Origin of the sequence: Clostridioides sp. ES-S-0001-03, assembly GCF_020676075.1 — a bacterium.
Taxonomy (GTDB): Bacteria; Bacillota; Clostridia; order Peptostreptococcales; family Peptostreptococcaceae; genus Clostridioides.
This window is the reverse complement of sequence record NZ_JACVWJ010000002.1, coordinates 268,541-286,755: the sequence shown is the minus strand read 5'-3', so window position 1 is coordinate 286,755 and position 18,215 is coordinate 268,541. Positions and strand designations below refer to the sequence as shown.

16 protein-coding genes are annotated in these 18,215 nt (G+C 29.5%); all 16 read right to left on the bottom strand.

Translation table 11 applies throughout. The features are described from left to right. Positions 1–196: 196 nt before the first annotated feature. The 16 genes from pgsA to truB all read right to left on the bottom strand — a co-directional run bounded on the left by pgsA (position 197) and on the right by truB (position 18,209). The gene (gene pgsA, locus IC174_RS04515) at positions 197–739 is read right to left on the bottom strand and encodes a CDP-diacylglycerol--glycerol-3-phosphate 3-phosphatidyltransferase (protein ID WP_227434236.1); all 543 of its coding nucleotides are present in this window, start codon (positions 737–739) and stop codon (positions 197–199) included. Then, positions 726–2,060, bottom strand: coding sequence for a 30S ribosomal protein S12 methylthiotransferase RimO (rimO, locus tag IC174_RS04510; protein ID WP_227482255.1), 1,335 nt, complete (start codon positions 2,058–2,060; stop codon positions 726–728). Before rimO ends, pgsA begins: the two co-directional genes overlap by 14 nt. Continuing rightward, entirely contained in the window at positions 2,054–3,112 is a 1,059-nt protein-coding gene (gene mnmH / locus IC174_RS04505; RefSeq protein WP_227482254.1) for a tRNA 2-selenouridine(34) synthase MnmH, read from the bottom strand. The genes rimO and mnmH overlap by 7 nt, the downstream gene beginning before the upstream one ends. Before the next feature lie 2 nt (positions 3,113–3,114). Continuing rightward, the gene (locus IC174_RS04500; RefSeq protein WP_227482253.1) at positions 3,115–5,526 is read right to left on the bottom strand and encodes an FtsK/SpoIIIE family DNA translocase; all 2,412 of its coding nucleotides are present in this window, start codon (positions 5,524–5,526) and stop codon (positions 3,115–3,117) included. A 122-nt stretch (positions 5,527–5,648) separates the two neighbouring features. Beyond that, a complete protein-coding gene (locus IC174_RS04495) occupies positions 5,649–6,383 on the bottom strand; it encodes a ClpP family protease (protein WP_227434232.1) in 735 nt (244 codons plus the stop codon). A gap of 111 nt (positions 6,384–6,494) precedes the next feature. Next, the gene (gene dapG / locus IC174_RS04490) at positions 6,495–7,718 is read right to left on the bottom strand and encodes an aspartate kinase (protein WP_227434231.1); all 1,224 of its coding nucleotides are present in this window, start codon (positions 7,716–7,718) and stop codon (positions 6,495–6,497) included. Between the two features lie 9 nt (positions 7,719–7,727). After that, entirely contained in the window at positions 7,728–7,973 is a 246-nt protein-coding gene (locus tag IC174_RS04485) for a YlmC/YmxH family sporulation protein (protein WP_003419503.1), read from the bottom strand. A 34-nt stretch (positions 7,974–8,007) separates the two neighbouring features. Continuing rightward, on the bottom strand, positions 8,008–9,255 hold the full coding sequence (locus IC174_RS04480) for a M16 family metallopeptidase (RefSeq protein ID WP_227482252.1): 1,248 nt from the start codon (positions 9,253–9,255) through the stop codon (positions 8,008–8,010). Between the two features lie 156 nt (positions 9,256–9,411). After that, on the bottom strand, positions 9,412–10,155 hold the full coding sequence (locus IC174_RS04475) for a polysaccharide deacetylase family protein (protein WP_227434229.1): 744 nt from the start codon (positions 10,153–10,155) through the stop codon (positions 9,412–9,414). A 384-nt stretch (positions 10,156–10,539) separates the two neighbouring features. Continuing rightward, on the bottom strand, positions 10,540–11,940 hold the full coding sequence (locus IC174_RS04470; protein ID WP_227482251.1) for an MDR family MFS transporter: 1,401 nt from the start codon (positions 11,938–11,940) through the stop codon (positions 10,540–10,542). A gap of 47 nt (positions 11,941–11,987) precedes the next feature. Next, positions 11,988–12,404, bottom strand: a complete 417-nt coding sequence (locus tag IC174_RS04465; protein ID WP_227482444.1) for a MarR family transcriptional regulator — start codon at positions 12,402–12,404, stop codon at positions 11,988–11,990. Positions 12,405–12,561: 157 nt separating this feature from the next. After that, complete coding sequence (pnp, locus tag IC174_RS04460) at positions 12,562–14,673, bottom strand: polyribonucleotide nucleotidyltransferase (protein ID WP_227434227.1); 2,112 nt, start codon at positions 14,671–14,673, stop codon at positions 12,562–12,564. Positions 14,674–14,797: 124 nt separating this feature from the next. Beyond that, positions 14,798–15,643: a DegV family protein gene (locus IC174_RS04455; RefSeq protein WP_227482250.1), complete on the bottom strand. Its 846-nt coding sequence runs from the start codon at positions 15,641–15,643 to the stop codon at positions 14,798–14,800. Between the two features lie 238 nt (positions 15,644–15,881). After that, entirely contained in the window at positions 15,882–16,139 is a 258-nt protein-coding gene (gene rpsO, locus IC174_RS04450) for a 30S ribosomal protein S15 (RefSeq protein WP_227434225.1), read from the bottom strand. Between the two features lie 103 nt (positions 16,140–16,242). Then, positions 16,243–17,172 (bottom strand): bifunctional riboflavin kinase/FAD synthetase, encoded by a 930-nt coding sequence (locus IC174_RS04445; RefSeq protein ID WP_227434224.1) that lies wholly within the window; start codon positions 17,170–17,172, stop codon positions 16,243–16,245. Between the two features lie 131 nt (positions 17,173–17,303). Then, on the bottom strand, positions 17,304–18,209 hold the full coding sequence (truB, locus tag IC174_RS04440; protein ID WP_227434223.1) for a tRNA pseudouridine(55) synthase TruB: 906 nt from the start codon (positions 18,207–18,209) through the stop codon (positions 17,304–17,306). Positions 18,210–18,215: the final 6 nt, after the last annotated feature.

Here is an 18,215-nt window from a genome sequence, read left to right as displayed (position 1 = left end):
CTCCTAATGATTATATTTTTATTTGCTACATTTTATTTATAAACCATTATCAATAATTATATACACAAAAGAAAATATTCCTAAAAAAGAAAAGAGGTATACTATTATAGTATACCCTTTTTTACATTTTTAAAATTTTAAGTTGCTATTTTTTATTTATTAATCAATCAATTTATGATTATTAAATGATAATATTCTATTTAGAAGACATGAAAAGTTCTTTATTTTTATATAGGTATTCCCATCCAGAATATAAAGTAAGCAGTGTTGCTATAAGTATAAGAATTCCACCTATATTTAGTATTAATTCATTTTCAAACTGAGCCCCTAACAATAAAATTACTACTGATATCATTTGAGTTATCGTTTTAAGCTTTCCACTGCCACCAGCTGCTATTACTTTTCCATCAGCAGCTGCTATAGCCCTCAATATGCTAACTGTAAGTTCTCTAGCTACTATTATAATTACCATCCAACTACTTACAAGACCATCTTCTATCATACATGTAAGTGCTGAGATTACTAATAACTTATCTGCTAATGGGTCCATAAACTTCCCAAAATCAGTAACTAAGTTATACTTTCTAGCTATCTTTCCATCTAGTGCATCAGTAATTGAAGCTACTATAAAAATAATACAAGCTAATAAAAACTTGTTCGGTACATTAAATAACATTATTAAAACAAATACTGGAATTAAAAATATTCTAAACAAAGTTAATTTGTTAGGCAAGTTCATATACAACATCTCCCATTAAATCGTATTCCATTGCATCATTTATTTGAACACTTACGAATTCTCCTACTTCAAGATTATCTACACTTTTTACATATACTATACTATCAATTTCTTCTGCATCACCCTGTGTTCTTCCTGTATATACATTATTTTCTATTTGCTCTTCTATAAGGACTTCATATGTTTTTCCTATTTTTTTATCATTAAGTTCTTCAGATATTTTTTGTTGAATCATCATTAAAGTATCTCTTCTTTGTATTTTTACTTCTTCATCTATGTGATTTGGTAATTTATCTGCTGGTGTATCTTCTTCTCTTGAATATGCAAATGCACCTAGCCTATCAAATTTAACTTCTTTGACAAAATCTACAAGCTGTTTAAAATCTTCTTCTGTTTCACCAGGAAAACCTACTATTATCGTAGTTCTAAGTATAGCATCTGGTATATTCTTTCTTATAAGTTTAATTTTATTTAATATATCCTCTTTACTAGTTTTTCTATTCATTAACTTTAAAATACTGTTACTTGCATGTTGTATTGGCATATCAAAATAGCTACATATATTATCATGTTCTTTTATAACTTTAATCAGTTCTTCTGTTATCGATTCTGGATATGAGTACATGACTCTTATCCATTTAAACCCATTTATCTTTGCAAGCTCTTCTAAAAGTTCTGGTAATCTTTCTTTACCATATAAATCAAAACCATACTTTGTAGTATCTTGAGCTATAACTACGAGTTCTTTTACTCCAGATTCAGCCAATTTATTCGCTTCTTTAATTATATCTTCAAATTTTCTACTTCTATATTTACCTCTAAGCTTAGGTATTATACAATAAGTACAATTATTGGAACATCCCTCTCCAATTTTTAAGTATGCCATATAGCTAGGTGTAGATAGATATCTTGGTAAGTCCTCATTAAATACAAACTCTATATCATCAAGGCTTACAATTTGATGTTTCTCACTCAAATCTTTAAGTATGTCATCTATATTTTGGTAGCTTCCTGTACCAACTATTGCATCTATTTCTGGAATTTCAGTTTTTAATTCCTCAGAGTATCTTTGAGCTAGACATCCTGTTACTATCAATAGCCTTAGATTACCAGTCTGTTTTAATTCTGCAAATTCTATTATCGTATCAATTGATTCCTGCTTAGCTGACTCTATAAACCCACAAGTATTTACTATAATTACATCAGCTTCTTCAAAATCTCCTATTAATTTATAACCCTTTTTATTTAAAATTCCCATCATTATTTCTGCATCCACCAAATTTTTTGAGCATCCTAATGATTCTAATGCTATCTTTAACATTTTTTCTCTCCTTCCAATATGCTCTCATATAAGCCTATAACATCTTCTAGGGATTTTTGTGTGTCATCAAAATTTACAATTTTATTGTACTTATATTTTTCCACTGAATGCATATAAAGTGGGTCGTAATATTCTATAAGATATTTTTTTACAAGCTCTTCATATTTACCTGATTCTAATAAATCAATATATCCATCTACTTCTTTATGACCCAATCTTTTTCTGAATTTATTTATACACTCTTTTAAAACCAATATATTATCTTCACCTTTACCATAAATATAATCTCTACAAAGTCTATTGACTCTATTATCAATATCACATTCCAGTAGTATATGATACCCATCTCGTATCATTGCATCGAAGATTTCATTAGGAACTATGACACTTCCAACTCGCTTACTTTCACTTTCAACAAATATATAATCCTTCTTTGAGAAAAATATACTTTCAAATAAATTAGTTTCAAAGTTCTTTTGAGATGGTGGCTTCTCATCAAATGTTATAAAACCAAAGGTTGAACCACTATTTTTAGCTATACCTTCTAAATCTAATACATCTATTTCTTTTTTCTTCAATAAATGCAATAAATCAGTCTTTCCTGAACCAGTTAATCCATGCACAGATATAAAGTTCTTTGTATTCATTATATTTCTTAAGTAATCCAATACAAAGTTTCTGTAAGCCTTATATCCACCTTCAAGTTGATAAACATTTACACCTAATGATGACAATACATTTACTATACTTCCACTTCTCATTCCGCCTCTTGCACAATATATGACGATATTATCATAATTTGCTGCAAGCTCTGCTGCCTGTAAATATATATCCTTTAGCTTATATGATACATAATCAAATCCTTTTTGTATTGCTTCATGTTTTCCCTGCATCTTATAAATAGTTCCGACTTCATTATGCTCATTGTTTTTAAAAAGAGGCATATTAAAAGCATTTAATATATGGTCTTCTTCATATTCCCCTTCTGTTCTTACATCTACAAAAACTACTTTTTCTAGCTTAAGTGCTTTTTCTATTTCTATAACTGACAATTCTATTCACCTTCTAAATTCTGCAAATCTTGTTTGCTTATTAGTACCTTTCTCGGTTTGCTTCCCTCGCTAGCTCCAATTATACCTCTTTCTTCCATAGAGTCAATAAGTCTAGCCGCTCTATTAAATCCTATTTTAAATCTTCTTTGCAACATAGAAGCAGATGCTTGACCACTATCTACAACAAATTCTATTGCCTCACTTAAAAATTCATCCTCATCACTAGATTTTGATGTGTTAACTTTAGATATAGTTTCAATTATATCTTCCTCATACTTTATTCCATCCTTAACTTGGTCTTTTACAAAATCAATTACTCTTTCTGACTCACTTTCTGATATAAATGCACCTTGAAGTCTAACTGGTTTTGCCGCTCCAAGTGGGTAAAATAGCATATCACCTTTACCTAAAAGTTTCTCTGCTCCACCCATATCAAGTATTGTTCTTGAATCAGTTTGAGATGACACTGCAAATGCTATTCTAGATGGTATATTAGCTTTTATAACACCCGTTATGACATCAACAGATGGTCTTTGTGTAGCTACAATCAAGTGCATTCCAGCAGCTCTGGCCATCTGAGCTAGTCTACAAATATAATCCTCTACATCATTTGCGCTTGCCATCATTAAATCTGCTAACTCATCTATTATTATTACTATTTTAGGTAATTTTTCCTCTGATTTTTCATTATAACTTGTTACATCTTTTACTTGAGCATCTGCAAATAATTTATATCTTCTATTCATTTCTGTCACTGCCCAGTTTAAAGCATTAGCAGCTTTTTTAGGGTCTGTAACTACAGGTATCAGAAGATGTGGTATTCCATTATAATTTGCAAGTTCAACTACCTTTGGGTCTATTAAAAGTAATTTTACTTCATCAGGGTTTGCCTTATATAATATACTACTTATCAAAGTGTTTACACAGACACTCTTCCCTGAACCTGTAGAACCAGCTATAAGTAAATGTGGCATCTTACCTATATCTCCAATTATAATTTTACCTGCTACATCTTTTCCAAGTCCCATTGCAAGAGGTGAATCAAAATTATTAAACTCTTCACTTTCTAGAACTTCTCTTACTCCAACCATTTGAGCTTCCTCATTTGGAACCTCTATTCCAATTGCACTTTTCCCAGGGATTGGTGCTTCAATTCTTATACTTTTAGCTGCTAAACTCAAAGCTATATCATCAGTTAAGTTTACAATTTTACTTACTTTAACCCCTGGACTTGGTTGTATCTCATATCTTGTTATAGTCGGACCAACTGTAACTTGATTAATCTTTGCTTCCACTCCAAAATCTGAAAGTGTCTTTTCTAAAAGAGAGGCATTTTTTAAAACCTTCTTTTTGCCATTTTCATCAGATTTTTTATTTACTTTATTTAAAAGTTCAACACCAGGTTTTTTATAATTTGAATAGTCTTCATTATTTGACTCTGATACAATGCTTATTGGTTGAGTTTTTTCTACAGCTAAATTAGATTTGCTTATATCAACTTTCTTTTCTGGTTTAGTCTCTACAACTGAATTTTCATTTGTAGCTTTCTGTAACTCTTTTAAAACATCTAGTTCTGGCATACTTTGAGTTCCTTCTAATATTTCTAAATATTCATCTTCTGCCTTGTTAAAACCAACTATTTTAATAGTTTTATCGTCTACACCATCACCATTTTCTTCTTCTAAATACTCATCTTCTTCATCTTCATTGTCACGACCTTTTGACATTAGCCCTTTAAAAAATCCAGGCTTCTTGTTTACAGTAGTATCATCCACTTCATCAGTTATCATATCTATTGCAGATTTTTTCATATTTGAAATTTTATCTTTAAAAGTTAAATTACTGTCTTTTGATGCTTTAGATTTTGACTTTGCATTTGATACCAAGTCTTTTATAGAAATATTAAATATAAACATTATAGAAAGTATAAGAGCAAATATACTTATTAGCCATCCACCTGCTATACCAAATATTTTACTCATATAATACGCAATGGTTGTTGCTATTAAACCACTACCTTGTCCACTTACACCCAATTTCATAACATCATCAAACATATTACCTTTTAGTGGGCTATCTACAGGAAGAGTTCCTGCATTTAACAATCCATAAAATACAAAAATAAATAAAATAATTATGTAGTATAATTTAGTCTTTCTCAGTCTATATATATATTCATTTCCATCAAAAAATCCTAGAAGTCCTGTTATAATTACTATAAATGGTATTGCTATGGAAAGTCCTCCAAATAATCCTTTAAAGAGATTTTGCATTATCACAGGTATCCATCCCATAGAATTAGAATTTAAACTATATAATAAAAATACACCTATAAATATGGTTATCAAATTATGATATTCTGCATTAAAGCTTAAGGTATTTACCTTCTTTTTTTTCTTCTTTTTCGTGGCCATTAATATCACTCCTTATTTTTAGCAAGTTTTACCCCTTCATAGCAAAAAGTGCTAATGCCTTAACACTAACACTCCTACTTTATTACATCATTATATCATAAATTTTATTATTTAAACAAATTTTAATCATTATTTTTTTCTTCTTCTGACTCTTTTATAAGCTCTTTTAATTTTTTAATAGCATCTTTTAATCCACCAACTTCATCTATAAGCCCATAATCTACAGCTTCTTTTCCTATTAGAACACTACCCACATCACTTATAAGCTCATCTTTCTCATGCATAAGTTTATCAAGTATATCTCTTTCGATATTAGATGTTCTTATGATAAATTGAATTATTCTCTCTTGCATCTTTTTAAAATACTCGAAAGTTTCATTTATACCTATTACAAGTCCAGTTGTTCTTACAGGATGTATAATCATTGTTGCAGTTGGAGCTATAAATGAGTAATCACCAGCAGTAGCAAGAGGAACACCTATACTATGACTTCCCCCTAATACAAGAGTAACTACTTTTTTGGATGTACTATTTAAAAGTTCTGCAATAGCTAGACCTGCCTCAATATCTCCTCCAACAGTATTTAAAACAACTAGTACTCCTTTAACATCATTACTTTCTTCAATTGAATAAAGCATTGGAATTATATGTTCATACTTCGTAGCTTTTTTCTGAGGATTTCCTATAAAATGACCTTCAATTTCTCCAATTATAGTTATACATTGGGTATCTTTAGGAGGCTGAGGAGGCATCTCACTAGTGCCAAATTGTTTTATACATTCTCTTTCCTCACAGCTAGAATCTCTTCTACAATTATCTTTATCAAATGTTTCATTATCATCTTTATAATCTTTCATAAAAAAACTCCTATCAAAATATATTTAACTTAGTTTTACCAAATAAATCAAATATATTAAGATATAAGCAAAATTATTAAATTTTGAATAAAAGTAATTGTATTACGATTCTTATTTTACATAAAATTGTTGGTGTATTGCATGTACTGCTGTATGCATATCTTCTTCACTAACTAAACAAGATATAGTCATATTTGAATCTGATGTTTGTAAAAGAGATACTCCTGCTTTTGATAACCCTCTAACTACTTTTGACATGATACCAGACATTTCATCAGCTATTCTTGAACATATCAATGTTACTTTAGCACAATCTCTATTTACTTCATAATCTAATTCAAATTTATCTAGTATTTCTTTTAATTCTTTTATATCAGCATCTTCAATAACAAAGGCTTTTTCTGATATAAAGAAATTTATCATATCTATATTTATAAGTTTCTTTTCTATTTCATTTAATACTTCTGTAAACACTTCTTCTGCTGATTTAATCTTAACTTGAGCAACACTATCTTTATTTGCAACAGCAACTTTAAGGTCTTTTTCTTGTTCATATTCTATATTTTGTTCTAAATGCTTACATAAAGAACCTATTTTTGTACCTTCAAAAGTTGGATTCATTGTATTTTTTATTGCTAGAGTTATATTTCCACTTTTAGCCAACTGTACTGCTCTTGGATGTATTACCTTAGCTCCTTTATCTGCCATTTGAAATACTTCTTCATAATCTATAAAACTCAATACTTTAGCATTTGGTTCTACTCTAGGGTCTGCAGTCATTATACCATCTACATCAGTGTAAATTTCAACTGTCTCACATTCTAAAGATTTACCAATAGCAACTGCTGATGTATCACTTCCACCTCTTCCAAGAGTCGTTACTTCACCATCATCTGTTACACCTTGAAATCCAGCTATAACAACAACTTTACCATCATCTAATGCTCTTTTTACCTTTTTAGGGTTTATATATTTTATTTTTGCATTAGAATACTCATCACTTGTAATTATACCTGCTTGTTGACCAGTAAAGAAAACAGATTCTATACCTTTTGCATTTAATAAATTAGCAAGAACTGTCCCTGATATTATTTCACCACAAGACATTATTAAATCAAGTTCTCTTTTATTTGGTTCGTCATTTACTGAATTACATAGATTTATAAGTGTATCTGTGGCATATGGAGCTCCCTTTCTACCCATTGCTGAAACTACTAATACTAATTGTAACTCTTCATCATTATCTCTGTATGCTTTTACTATTTTACATACTTCATTCATTTTTTCATATGATTCTACTGATGTCCCACCAAACTTTTGCACTAAAATACTCATTTTTTCCTCCTAAATATATCCCTCATATTCTATAATTATCATATCATTGCCTATTTTTTTTACATTTCTCCATGGAACTTCTAAAAATGACTTATCTTTTCTTCTGGCAAAAAAGCCTTTTTCTTTTGGAATTAAAAGCGCCAATATCCCGCCTGTAGTTTCATCTAGTATAAGGTCACACTCTCCAATAACTCCTAATCTTTCTCCTGTGACTAAGTTAACTATTTCCTTACCTGCTATTTCAGATAAATTCATATTTTATACCTCCAGAGATTTACTTTTTAAGATATTAATCCAAGTGCAGAATATCTTCTACATCTCTTCCCACTATACATGTACCAATATTTTCTATATTGAATACCTTATCAACAACTTTTTTTACTGAATTAATATCAACATTATTTATACATTCAAGTATTTCATCTGTAGTTTTTACTTTTTTACTCAATAACATAGATTTACCAGTAGACATCATTCTACTGCTAGTACTTTCTAAATCCAATATATAATTACCTTTTAGTTGCTCCTTACTTTCAAATATTTCTTTTTCTGTAAGATAATTTTTTCTTATATTTTCAATTTCTTCTTTTATTAAATTATAAACATCTTGTAAATTTTCTGTACTCATACTTGCAAATATACCCAATTCACCACATTTTCTGTATAGTGTTTGTGATGAATATATTGAATATACTAACCCTTTTTCCTCCCTTATCTTCTGAAAAAGTCTTGAGCTTATACTTCCACCAAAAATATTGTTTACCACTGCCATTGAATAAACTTCATCATCATTTTCAAATGGAATACCTTTTAAACACATAGCCAAATTTACCTGTTCAGTATCTTTATTTTTTGATATAAAACAAGGATTAAACGTAGCCTCAGTTACGTCTATATTTAAATTTCTCTTTTTCCAGTTTCCAAATTTAGATTCAAGTTTATCTACCATATCATCAAAGTCAAAGTTTCCAACTATAGAAATGACTGCATTATTTGGAATATAATATTTGTTTAAGTACTCTAACATAGATTCCTTAGTTATATTGTATAGAGAATCTTTTGTCCCAATTATATTCATCCCTAAACCATCATTAGCATATATATTTTCGACTAATAAATCATAAGATAAATCGTCTGGAGAATCTTCATACATCTTAAGTTCCTCCAGTATTATAAGTCTTTCCTTATCTATATCATTTTTATCAAATCTAGAATTTAGTATCATATCACTTAATACATCTATTCCTGTATCTATATGCTCATCTATTAATTTTACATAATAACATGTACATTCTTTACTTGTAAATGCATTGATTTGCCCACCTAAATTGTCAATTGTGCTAGCAATCTCTTTTGAGGTTCTATTTTTGGTTCCTTTAAACATCATATGTTCTATAAAATGAGAAGTTCCACTTACCTCTTCTTCTTCTATTCTAGACCCTGCATTTATCCAAATACCTAATGTTATTGACTTTAGATATGGTATTTCTTCACCAATTATTGTAAGCCCATTTTCCAGTATTTTTGTCTTATACATTACATTCTCCTAAAAATTTATTCTTTATTTTACATTGGATTATTGAAAACACTATGTTCTAATTCTATTTATTTTTATATGTATTACATTATAAGTCAGTCTTTTAATTAATTCAACTACAACTTATACAATCTTAATCAAATTTTTATACTTTGTCTACTTAAATACATCACTAAGTTTACCTGGTTTTAATCCTTTTTCTCTTACAATTGCTATAATATCATCAATACATTTTGTCGTTGCATCAGTTGGATGCATTAAGATTATACTACTATCTTTAATATCTTTTTTCTTCATTCTATCTATAATTACTTCTGGTTGATCTTTATATTTCCAGTCTATAGTATCAGCATCCCATTTAATTGAAGTATATCCTAATTCTTTAGCTGCCTTCACTGTTTCTGCTCCAAAAGAACCTGCTGGAGCTTGAAAAAACTTAGTCTTTTCATTTATAATTTCTTCAATTATCTTTTTAGAGGTTTCTATTTGTTTATAGTTATCTTCATATGATAGTGTCGAATAATCTAAGTGTTTGTATCCATGATTTCCTATTTCATGTCCTTGTTTCTTTATCTTCAATAGTTCATCTTTGTTTTTTTCTGCCCACTTCCCAGTTACATTAAAAGTAATTTTTACATTCTCTTTTTTGAGAGTTTCCAAAATAGATTCTATGTACTCTGTTTCCCATCCAAGGTCTACGTTGCATGTTAATGCAACGTAGCCACTTTTATCTTTTGTGCCTCTCTCATATGGTAAATCTACTCCATTAAATAAGTTGAAAACGGGCTTATTGTTAAACAATTTTAATACCATTACCCCTCCTGACAATCCTAATAATATCACTAAAATTAGTATTATAATTTTTTTGAGCTTACTCTTATTAAGTACCATCATTATCATTAAAACTCCCCCTAATTATGTACAAATTGTTTCTTATTTAATACTATTAAAGGAAAGCTCTATTTATGCACTAAATATAACATAAACCTTTCTCTGTATATCAATAAAAAATTATCTTAAAAATCTCTTAACTAAACCTCTATTATTAAAAAAATTTTAAATTAGCTATTTATTTTTCCTATTATTTTAGAATTTCCTATAGTACTTCCTTCCATTACCTTTAATATAAGAGGACATAATACATTTTATATAAAAAGCCTCTGTTAGCAAAAGTAACATAGGCTTTTAATTTCATATTCAAAAGTTTAATTTCATACTTGAAAATTTATTATAATAACTAGAACATGTTTATGTAATTGTGCTTTTAAAATCTACAAATCAGCTTTAGTTTGTTGATTTCTTTAAACTTTTTCTTTCTATAAAAAAGAAAGCCACTAAAAGCTGAACTACTGCAACAATTGAAATACAAATAAATGCAACATCCATTCCAAATACATTTGCTGTAGCATTTGTCATACCTCGTGATGTTACTGTAGCAGTTGTCATTACTGCAACAAAAACTGCTGAGCCAATAGCACCAGCTATTGTACGCAATGAAGTAAGTAATGCTGTTCCGTGAGCAATATTTTTTTCACCAAGCACACTCATTCCCCAGGTAACAATAGGCATCATAATTAATCCAATAGCTATCAGACGTATAATATAAAAAGCAGAGATATACAATACTGAAGTATCTTCTCCTACAAAAGATACACCAAGACAACTTATTGCCAAGAATATACTTCCACATACAACTAGCTTTCGTATTCCAAACCTATCATAAAATCTACCTGCAAAAGGACTTATAAGTGCCATTACAAGAGAACCTGGCATCATAATGAGACCACACTTAGTTGCTGAAAATCCTCTTACTGTCTGGATATATATTGGAATTAAAGTGGAACCTGCCATCATTACAACATATAAAAGCATACTTATAATTACAGCAAGTCTATAACTTTTATTTTTAAGAATACGAAGTTCTAGAAATGGCTCTTTTGAGTGAATCTGACGTAAAGAAAATACTATAATTGATACTATCCCTACAAATAATGGTAAAGCAATATTTATACTAAAAAACTCAGTTGTCCCAATATTCCCAAGCCCAAGTAAAAGACCACTAAATCCTACTGCACATAAAATCATAGAAAACGTATCAAATGATTGTTTTTTTGTCTCTATTACATTTTGTAACACTCTAGATGCTATAATAATATCAATAATACTTATAACTAAAGAAAACCAAAAAATAGCTTGCCAATTAAAAATATCAATGACAATTCCTGCTAGAGTTGGAGCAAATATTGGAGCAGCACCAGCAGCCAAACCATATATACCCATTATAGAACCCATTTGCTCTGCAGGATAAATTGTTAAAATTATTACTTGTGTCATGGATAGCAACACTCCATTCCCCATTGCTTGCAATATACGCCCAAACAAAAGGGGTGTAAATGAAGATGCACTAGCAGAAAGCAACAATCCTACAGCAAAAAGACTCATAGCACTAATGAAAAGTGGTTTTGTTGGAAATCTCCTAATCAAAAATGCAGTGGCAGGAACCATAATTCCCATAGCAAGCGTATATGCACTAGTAAGCCATTGAGCTGTTGTGGCTGATATATTTAAATCCCCCATCATAACTGGCAATGCAGTAGTAAGAGATGTCTGAAGTAATGAGCCAACTATAGAACCAATCAATAGTACAGCAAAAATCATATTTCTAGATTGCTTATTTAAACTCATGTCTTTACCTTCTTTCTGTTTTTATTAGCAACACTTAAGAAATATCTCTATTTTTTATCTTCAAAAAACTTTATAATCTTTTTTTGAATACGTATGTAAGCAATAGCATCTTCTGGACCTAGTGCTTTTAAAAATTCAACTGTATACTCTAAAAATTCTTTTTCATTTATTTTCTGCTGTTGTATTCCCTTAGCCATTAATTGAACTAGTGTCTGTCTACCATTTTGTGGGTCAACACAGCGTTCAATCATTTCCTTTGATTCTAATTGATTAAGAATAGCAGACATTCTAGCAGTACTAACATTCATAGTACTACTTATTTCTTTTGGATTTACTTTTTTATTATTTTTAGATAAATAACCCAATACAAATTTTTCACCACTTTGTATATCTGCAATTTTATCTTTATGTGGTATTTTTACCATCAACGTCTTAACCTTTCCAAGTTCAAGTGCTAATTTCATATAGTCCACATTATCACCTCCTTAATTGCTAATACTATTAGTAATTTACCATATGTTGTAAATAAAATCAATATTAACACGATATTTAATAGTCATTATCATATTAGCAATAAAAAAAAGCAAAACCCTAGGATTTTGCCTTTAATTATTTAATATATTATTTATTTTTATGCTCTGGTTTTGGTAAAAGAACTTTTCTAGATAAGTTAACTCTTCCTTTTTCATCTATTTCTGTAACTTTAACTTCAACTTCATCTCCTATATTTAACACATCTTCAACCTTAGCAACTCTTTCATGAGCTATATGAGATATATGAAGTAATCCTTCTTTTCCTGGAAGTATTTCAATAAATGCTCCAAAATTCATTATTCTACTTACTTTACCTTTATAAGTTTTTCCTACTTCTGGTTCAATAACTATATTATTTATAAGTTCTTGAGCTCTATTAATCATATCAATTTCAATACCTGATATGAATACTTCTCCAGTTTGTTCAATATCTATCTTAACTCCAGTTTCATCTATTATCTTAGTTATTATTTTTCCACCAGGTCCTATTACATCTTTTATTTTGTCAGGATTTATTTGCATTTTAACAATCTTAGGTGCATATGGTGAAAGCTCTGGTTTTGGTTGAGATATAGTTTTTCTCATTTCTCCTAGTATATGGATTCTACCTTCCTTAGCTTGTTTTAAAGCACGTTGTAGAACTTCTTTATCTATACCATCTATTTTTATATCCATTTGTATCGCAGTTATACCATGCTCTGTTCCAGCCACTTTAAAGTCCATGTCTCCTAAGTGGTCTTCCATACCTTGTATATCTGAAAGCACTGCTACTTTACCATCATGCTTTATAAGTCCCATTGCTATACCTGCAACCATGTCTCTTATAGGTACACCTGCATCAAGCAGAGATAATGTTGAGCCACATACACTCGCTTGAGATGTAGAACCATTTGAACTCAATACTTCAGAAACTAATCTAATAGCATAAGGGAAGTCTTCTTGAGATGGTATCACTGGTAGTAAAGCTCTCTCAGCTAAAGCACCATGCCCTATTTCTCTTCTACCTGGACCTCTTGATGGTCTAGCTTCTCCAACACTATATGATGGGAAATTGTAGTGATGCATATATCTCTTGTTTTCTTCTTCATCTAATCCATCTAACTTTTGAACATCTCCTAAAGCACCTAAAGTAGCTACATTAAGTACTTGAGTTTGTCCTCTAGTAAATATAGCTGAACCATGAGCTCTAGGTATCATACCAGTTTCACACCATATAGGTCTGATTTCTTCTAATTTTCTATTATCTGGTCTTACATTTTCATGCACTATAAGTTTTCTTACTTCTTCTTTTATTATATCTTGTAATACTTCCTCTATATCACCAATAAGTTCTTCAAAATTTTCAATAGTTTCTTCAAAATGAGCTAGAGTTTCTTCTTTAACTCTATCCATCTTTTCCATTCTTTCTAGTTTTTCAAAAGTTTGAACTGCGTCCTTCATCTTAGCAGTTGCAAATTCACGAACCAATTGAGTTATTTCTTCTCCTGCATGGTATAATTCAACAACAATTTTTTCTTTTCCAACTTCTGCAACTATACCATCTATAAATTCAACCACTTTTTTTATTTCTTGATGAGCGAATAAAATAGCATCAAGCATTATATCATCTGGAACTTCATCTGCTCCAGCTTCAACCATCATTATTGCTTCTTTTGTACCTGAAACAACTAGATGCATTGAACTTTTCTCTCTTTGCTCTGCATTTGGATTTACAACAAATGCACCATCTACAAGACCAATACATACTGAACCTGTTGGACCATTAAATGGTATATCTGATATAGAAAGTGCTATAGATGAACCTATCATTGCTACTATATCTGGTGTGCAATCTTGATCTACTGATAAAACTGTTGCAACTACCTGAACATCATTTCTAAATCCTTTTGGAAATAATGGTCTTATTGGTCTATCTATCAATCTTGATGTAAGTATCGCTTTTTCTGAAGGCTTACCTTCTCTCTTTAAAAAACCTCCAGGTATTTTACCTACAGAGTATAATTTTTCTTCATAATCTACACTTAAAGGGAAAAAGTCTATTCCGTCTCTAGGCTTAGCTGACTTAGTTGTATTTACCATTACCATACTGTCGCTGTATCTAACTATACAGCTACCGTTAGTCATTTCACAAATTTTTCCTATTTCTACAGAAAGTTCTCTCCCTGCGAAATCCATTTTAAATATTTTATGTTCAAACATTAATGCTTGTCCTCCTCTTATTAAAAACACGTATATCACTCTATTTACTATATTATCAAAAATACTATAAATTAACAATATAAAAATTATCTTTGCCTATATATGCAAGAAGCTTATATTCCTGCTAATTAGAACAACTTATAGCTAATATATCTGGCCCTGTATGAGAGCAAATAGAAACTCCACCTCTAGTAAACAAGACTCTTCTTGCTTTTATTCTTTTATTTACTTCTTCTTTTAATATTTTACAATCATGTAGATTATCTCCACAGCCTATTGTTACTATTTTCCCTTCTAAAGACCCTTCATTCATTTCTAAAATTATATCTACTAGTTTACTTGCTATATTTTTTACTCCTCTGACCTTGTTTACCAACTTAGCTTCCCCATTATCAAAGAAAAATATAGGTTTTATATTCAACATATTTCCTATTAAAGCAGTTGCTACTGGAACCCTTCCACTTTGTTTTAAGAAATCAAGGGTATATGGAGCAAAAAGTAATCTTATACTGCTACGAATGTTTTCTAACTCATTTATTATTTCTTCAAACCCCAAACCTTCTTCAATAAGTTCACAGGCTTTTATAACATATTGCCCACTACCAAGTGATAAGTTTCGAGTATCAAATATATGTATTTTTTCTTTTTCATTCATATCATTCTTAGCTATTACAGCACTTTGAAAAGTTCCTGAGGCATTTGATGCACCTGTTAAACAGATTATATGATATCCCTCTTCTATAAACTTATCAAATACTTCTTTAAACTCCATATATGTAGCTTGTGAAGTCTTAGGTATTTGTTTTATTTCTTTTACTTTCTTGTAAAACTCTTCTTTATCTATATCCACTCCTTCTATGTATTCTCTATCATTAAAAATAACTGTAAGTGGAACTATTTCTATATAATCTTTCTTTGATATTTCATCTGGAATATCGCACAAACTATCACATACTAACTTTATTTTCAAAATAATTTCCTCCTTATTCCAACTAAATATTATAGTATAAAGTTTCTATATTTATCTTGTCTTTCCTTTTTAATTGCTTATGTATTTATATATTACCTTATATTCTTACCCAATATTATTCATTTTATAATTTTTTATAATGTATAAATTACTTTTATTATTAACTATTTTACTCTATAATAAATTAACTATAAAAAAGCAGGTATACACTATACCTGCTTTTTTATAAAGAATGAAATTACTTTCTTAATCCTAATTTAGCTATTAATGCTCTATATCCTTCAAGATCTTTTTCTTTTAAGTAAGCTAATAAGTTTCTTCTTCTACCAACCATTTTTAATAGTCCTCTTCTTGAATGGTGGTCTTTCTTATGAGTTTTTAAATGTCCATTTAGATCATTTATTCTAGCTGTTAATAAAGCTATTTGTACTTCTGGAGAACCAGTATCTCCTTCAACTCTTCCATATTCTTTGATTATTTCTGTTTTGTTTATCATTTAGATTACCTCCGTATTTTTTTAGAAACGCCTATTACTAAGCATTGATTGGAGTATTCAAAAGCTGAGTAATGGTTATTTTCCTTAATCATTTTATCATACATTACCTGTTTTTGCAAACATAGTTTTCATATACATAGTTTATGTCATTAGACAATTGATTTTTTAAGTCATCTATTGAATTAAATTTTCTCTCATCCCTTATTCTTTCCAAAAATTCAACAATTATATTTTCACCATAAATATCTCTGTCAAATTCTAAAATATTTGTTTCAATAGACAAAGATTTTCCATTAACCGTTGGGTTGTAACCTACATTTGTAGCACCAAAATAAACCTCATCTCCAATATGTACAATAGAAGCATAGATACCTCTCTTTGGAATGAGCATATTATTCTTAAGGTCAATATTTGCTGTTGGGAATCCAATAGTTCTTCCAAGGTGTTTAGAATGTATAACACAGCCTTCCAACTTGTAATTACGACCTAAATACTCTTTGACATTAGTCATATCACCTTGGGATACTAAACTTCTAATATAAGTACTACTCACTCTTACATCATTTATTTTGATTGGTTTTATTACTTCCACCTCAAAACCAAATTCATCTTCTAAGCTTTTTAATAGATTGACATTACCTTCCTTCGCTCTGGCAAACGTAAAGTCATGTCCAATTACTATTTTTTTAGCTTTTAATTTTTTTACTAGTATCTCCTCTACAAAATCCTTTGCAGGTATTTTGGTCATATACTCATCAAATGGTATGATTACAACTATATCTATTCCCAATTCTTCCAATAATCTTATTTTGTCCTCATTGCTTATAATATTTTTTGTTGAGTTTGGTCTAAAGTAGTTTACAGGATGATTTGCAAATGTAAATACAATACTCTGTATATTTTCTTTTTTTGCATATTCAACTGCTTTTTTTATAAGAACTTGATGTCCTTTGTGTATGCCATCAAAATTCCCTATGGTAATGACACTTTCTTTTATGTTTGCTATTTCTGCTATAGATTTTATAATCACCATAATAAATTTTCCCCGCTAAAATTATAATTTACTCTTAACTTATTCACAAACTATTATAGCATAAGTAAAAGAGATAGACTATAGAAGTTATTATAGTACTATCTCTTTTGGTGTTTTTTCAAATACATTGATTATACAAACATCTTATCACTTTTAACACTTATTGTATTATTATGTTTTGATAATTTTCCTAATCCTAAGAAGTTATCTTTACTGTATACTCTTACAAATTCATCATCTTTACTGAGATTGTTCTTTAAAAATCTCTTATCATCTATTGAACCACCATTACTATAATATTTTATAGCATTAGGGTTTAATACAATATAATTAAACGAATCCAATACATAATCTATATCATATAAATGTTTATCCAGAGTTTCATTTGCATAAAATAATTCTAATTCTTCCAGCGTTATCGAATTTTCCAAGTTAAATTTGCCAGAAGATGTTCTATTTAAAAACGACATATGTCCTCCACACCCTAGATATTCTCCTATATCATGGCAAATGCTTCTCACATAAGTCCCTTTAGAACATTCAACATAAAACATTACTTTATTACCTTTTATACTAAGGATTTTTATATCTTTTATGTTTATTCTTCTAGTTTTTAAAGTAATCTCAGAGCCTCTACCACTTCTTACTAAATCACACATTCTCTTTCCATTTACTTTTAAAGCTGAGTAAATTGGAGGAAGTTGATCTATTTCACCTTTTTGCGTATCAAAAGCTCTTTCTATATCTTCATTACTTAACTTAAAATCATCAACTTTTTTTATAATTTCGCCAGATGAATCATAGGTATCTGTACTTATACCTAAAGTAAGTTCACATATATACGATTTATCTTTGTTTAAAATAAGTTCACATACTTTTGTAGCTTTTCCTATACATATTGGTAAAACACCTGATGCATCTGGGTCAAGAGTACCTGTATGCCCAACTTTTTTCATATTTAAAATCTTTCTTACCCTACTTACAACATCATGAGACGTCATACCTGTAGGCTTCAATATATTTATAATCTTATTCATTTTATT

What these genes read in the sequence shown, in the direction of transcription:
- IC174_RS04500 (WP_227482253.1), bottom strand. Translation starts at nt 5,526, where the DNA reads ATGGCCACGAAAAAGAAGAAAAAAAAGAAGGTAAATACCTTAAGCTTT.
- IC174_RS04465 (WP_227482444.1), bottom strand. Translation starts at nt 12,404, where the DNA reads ATGAAATTAGCACTTGAACTTGGAAAGGTTAAGACGTTGATGGTAAAA.
- truB (WP_227434223.1), bottom strand. Translation starts at nt 18,209, where the DNA reads ATGAATAAGATTATAAATATATTGAAGCCTACAGGTATGACGTCTCAT.
- pgsA (WP_227434236.1), bottom strand. Translation starts at nt 739, where the DNA reads ATGAACTTGCCTAACAAATTAACTTTGTTTAGAATATTTTTAATTCCA.
- IC174_RS04470 (WP_227482251.1), bottom strand. Translation starts at nt 11,940, where the DNA reads ATGAGTTTAAATAAGCAATCTAGAAATATGATTTTTGCTGTACTATTG.
- IC174_RS04480 (WP_227482252.1), bottom strand. Translation starts at nt 9,255, where the DNA reads ATGTATAAGACAAAAATACTGGAAAATGGGCTTACAATAATTGGTGAA.
- IC174_RS04495 (WP_227434232.1), bottom strand. Translation starts at nt 6,383, where the DNA reads ATGAAAGATTATAAAGATGATAATGAAACATTTGATAAAGATAATTGT.
- IC174_RS04485 (WP_003419503.1), bottom strand. Translation starts at nt 7,973, where the DNA reads ATGAATTTATCTGAAATAGCAGGTAAGGAAATAGTTAACTTAGTCACA.
- IC174_RS04475 (WP_227434229.1), bottom strand. Translation starts at nt 10,155, where the DNA reads ATGATAATGATGGTACTTAATAAGAGTAAGCTCAAAAAAATTATAATA.
- rpsO (WP_227434225.1), bottom strand. Translation starts at nt 16,139, where the DNA reads ATGATAAACAAAACAGAAATAATCAAAGAATATGGAAGAGTTGAAGGA.
- rimO (WP_227482255.1), bottom strand. Translation starts at nt 2,060, where the DNA reads ATGTTAAAGATAGCATTAGAATCATTAGGATGCTCAAAAAATTTGGTG.
- dapG (WP_227434231.1), bottom strand. Translation starts at nt 7,718, where the DNA reads ATGAGTATTTTAGTGCAAAAGTTTGGTGGGACATCAGTAGAATCATAT.
- IC174_RS04445 (WP_227434224.1), bottom strand. Translation starts at nt 17,172, where the DNA reads ATGGTGATTATAAAATCTATAGCAGAAATAGCAAACATAAAAGAAAGT.
- pnp (WP_227434227.1), bottom strand. Translation starts at nt 14,673, where the DNA reads ATGTTTGAACATAAAATATTTAAAATGGATTTCGCAGGGAGAGAACTT.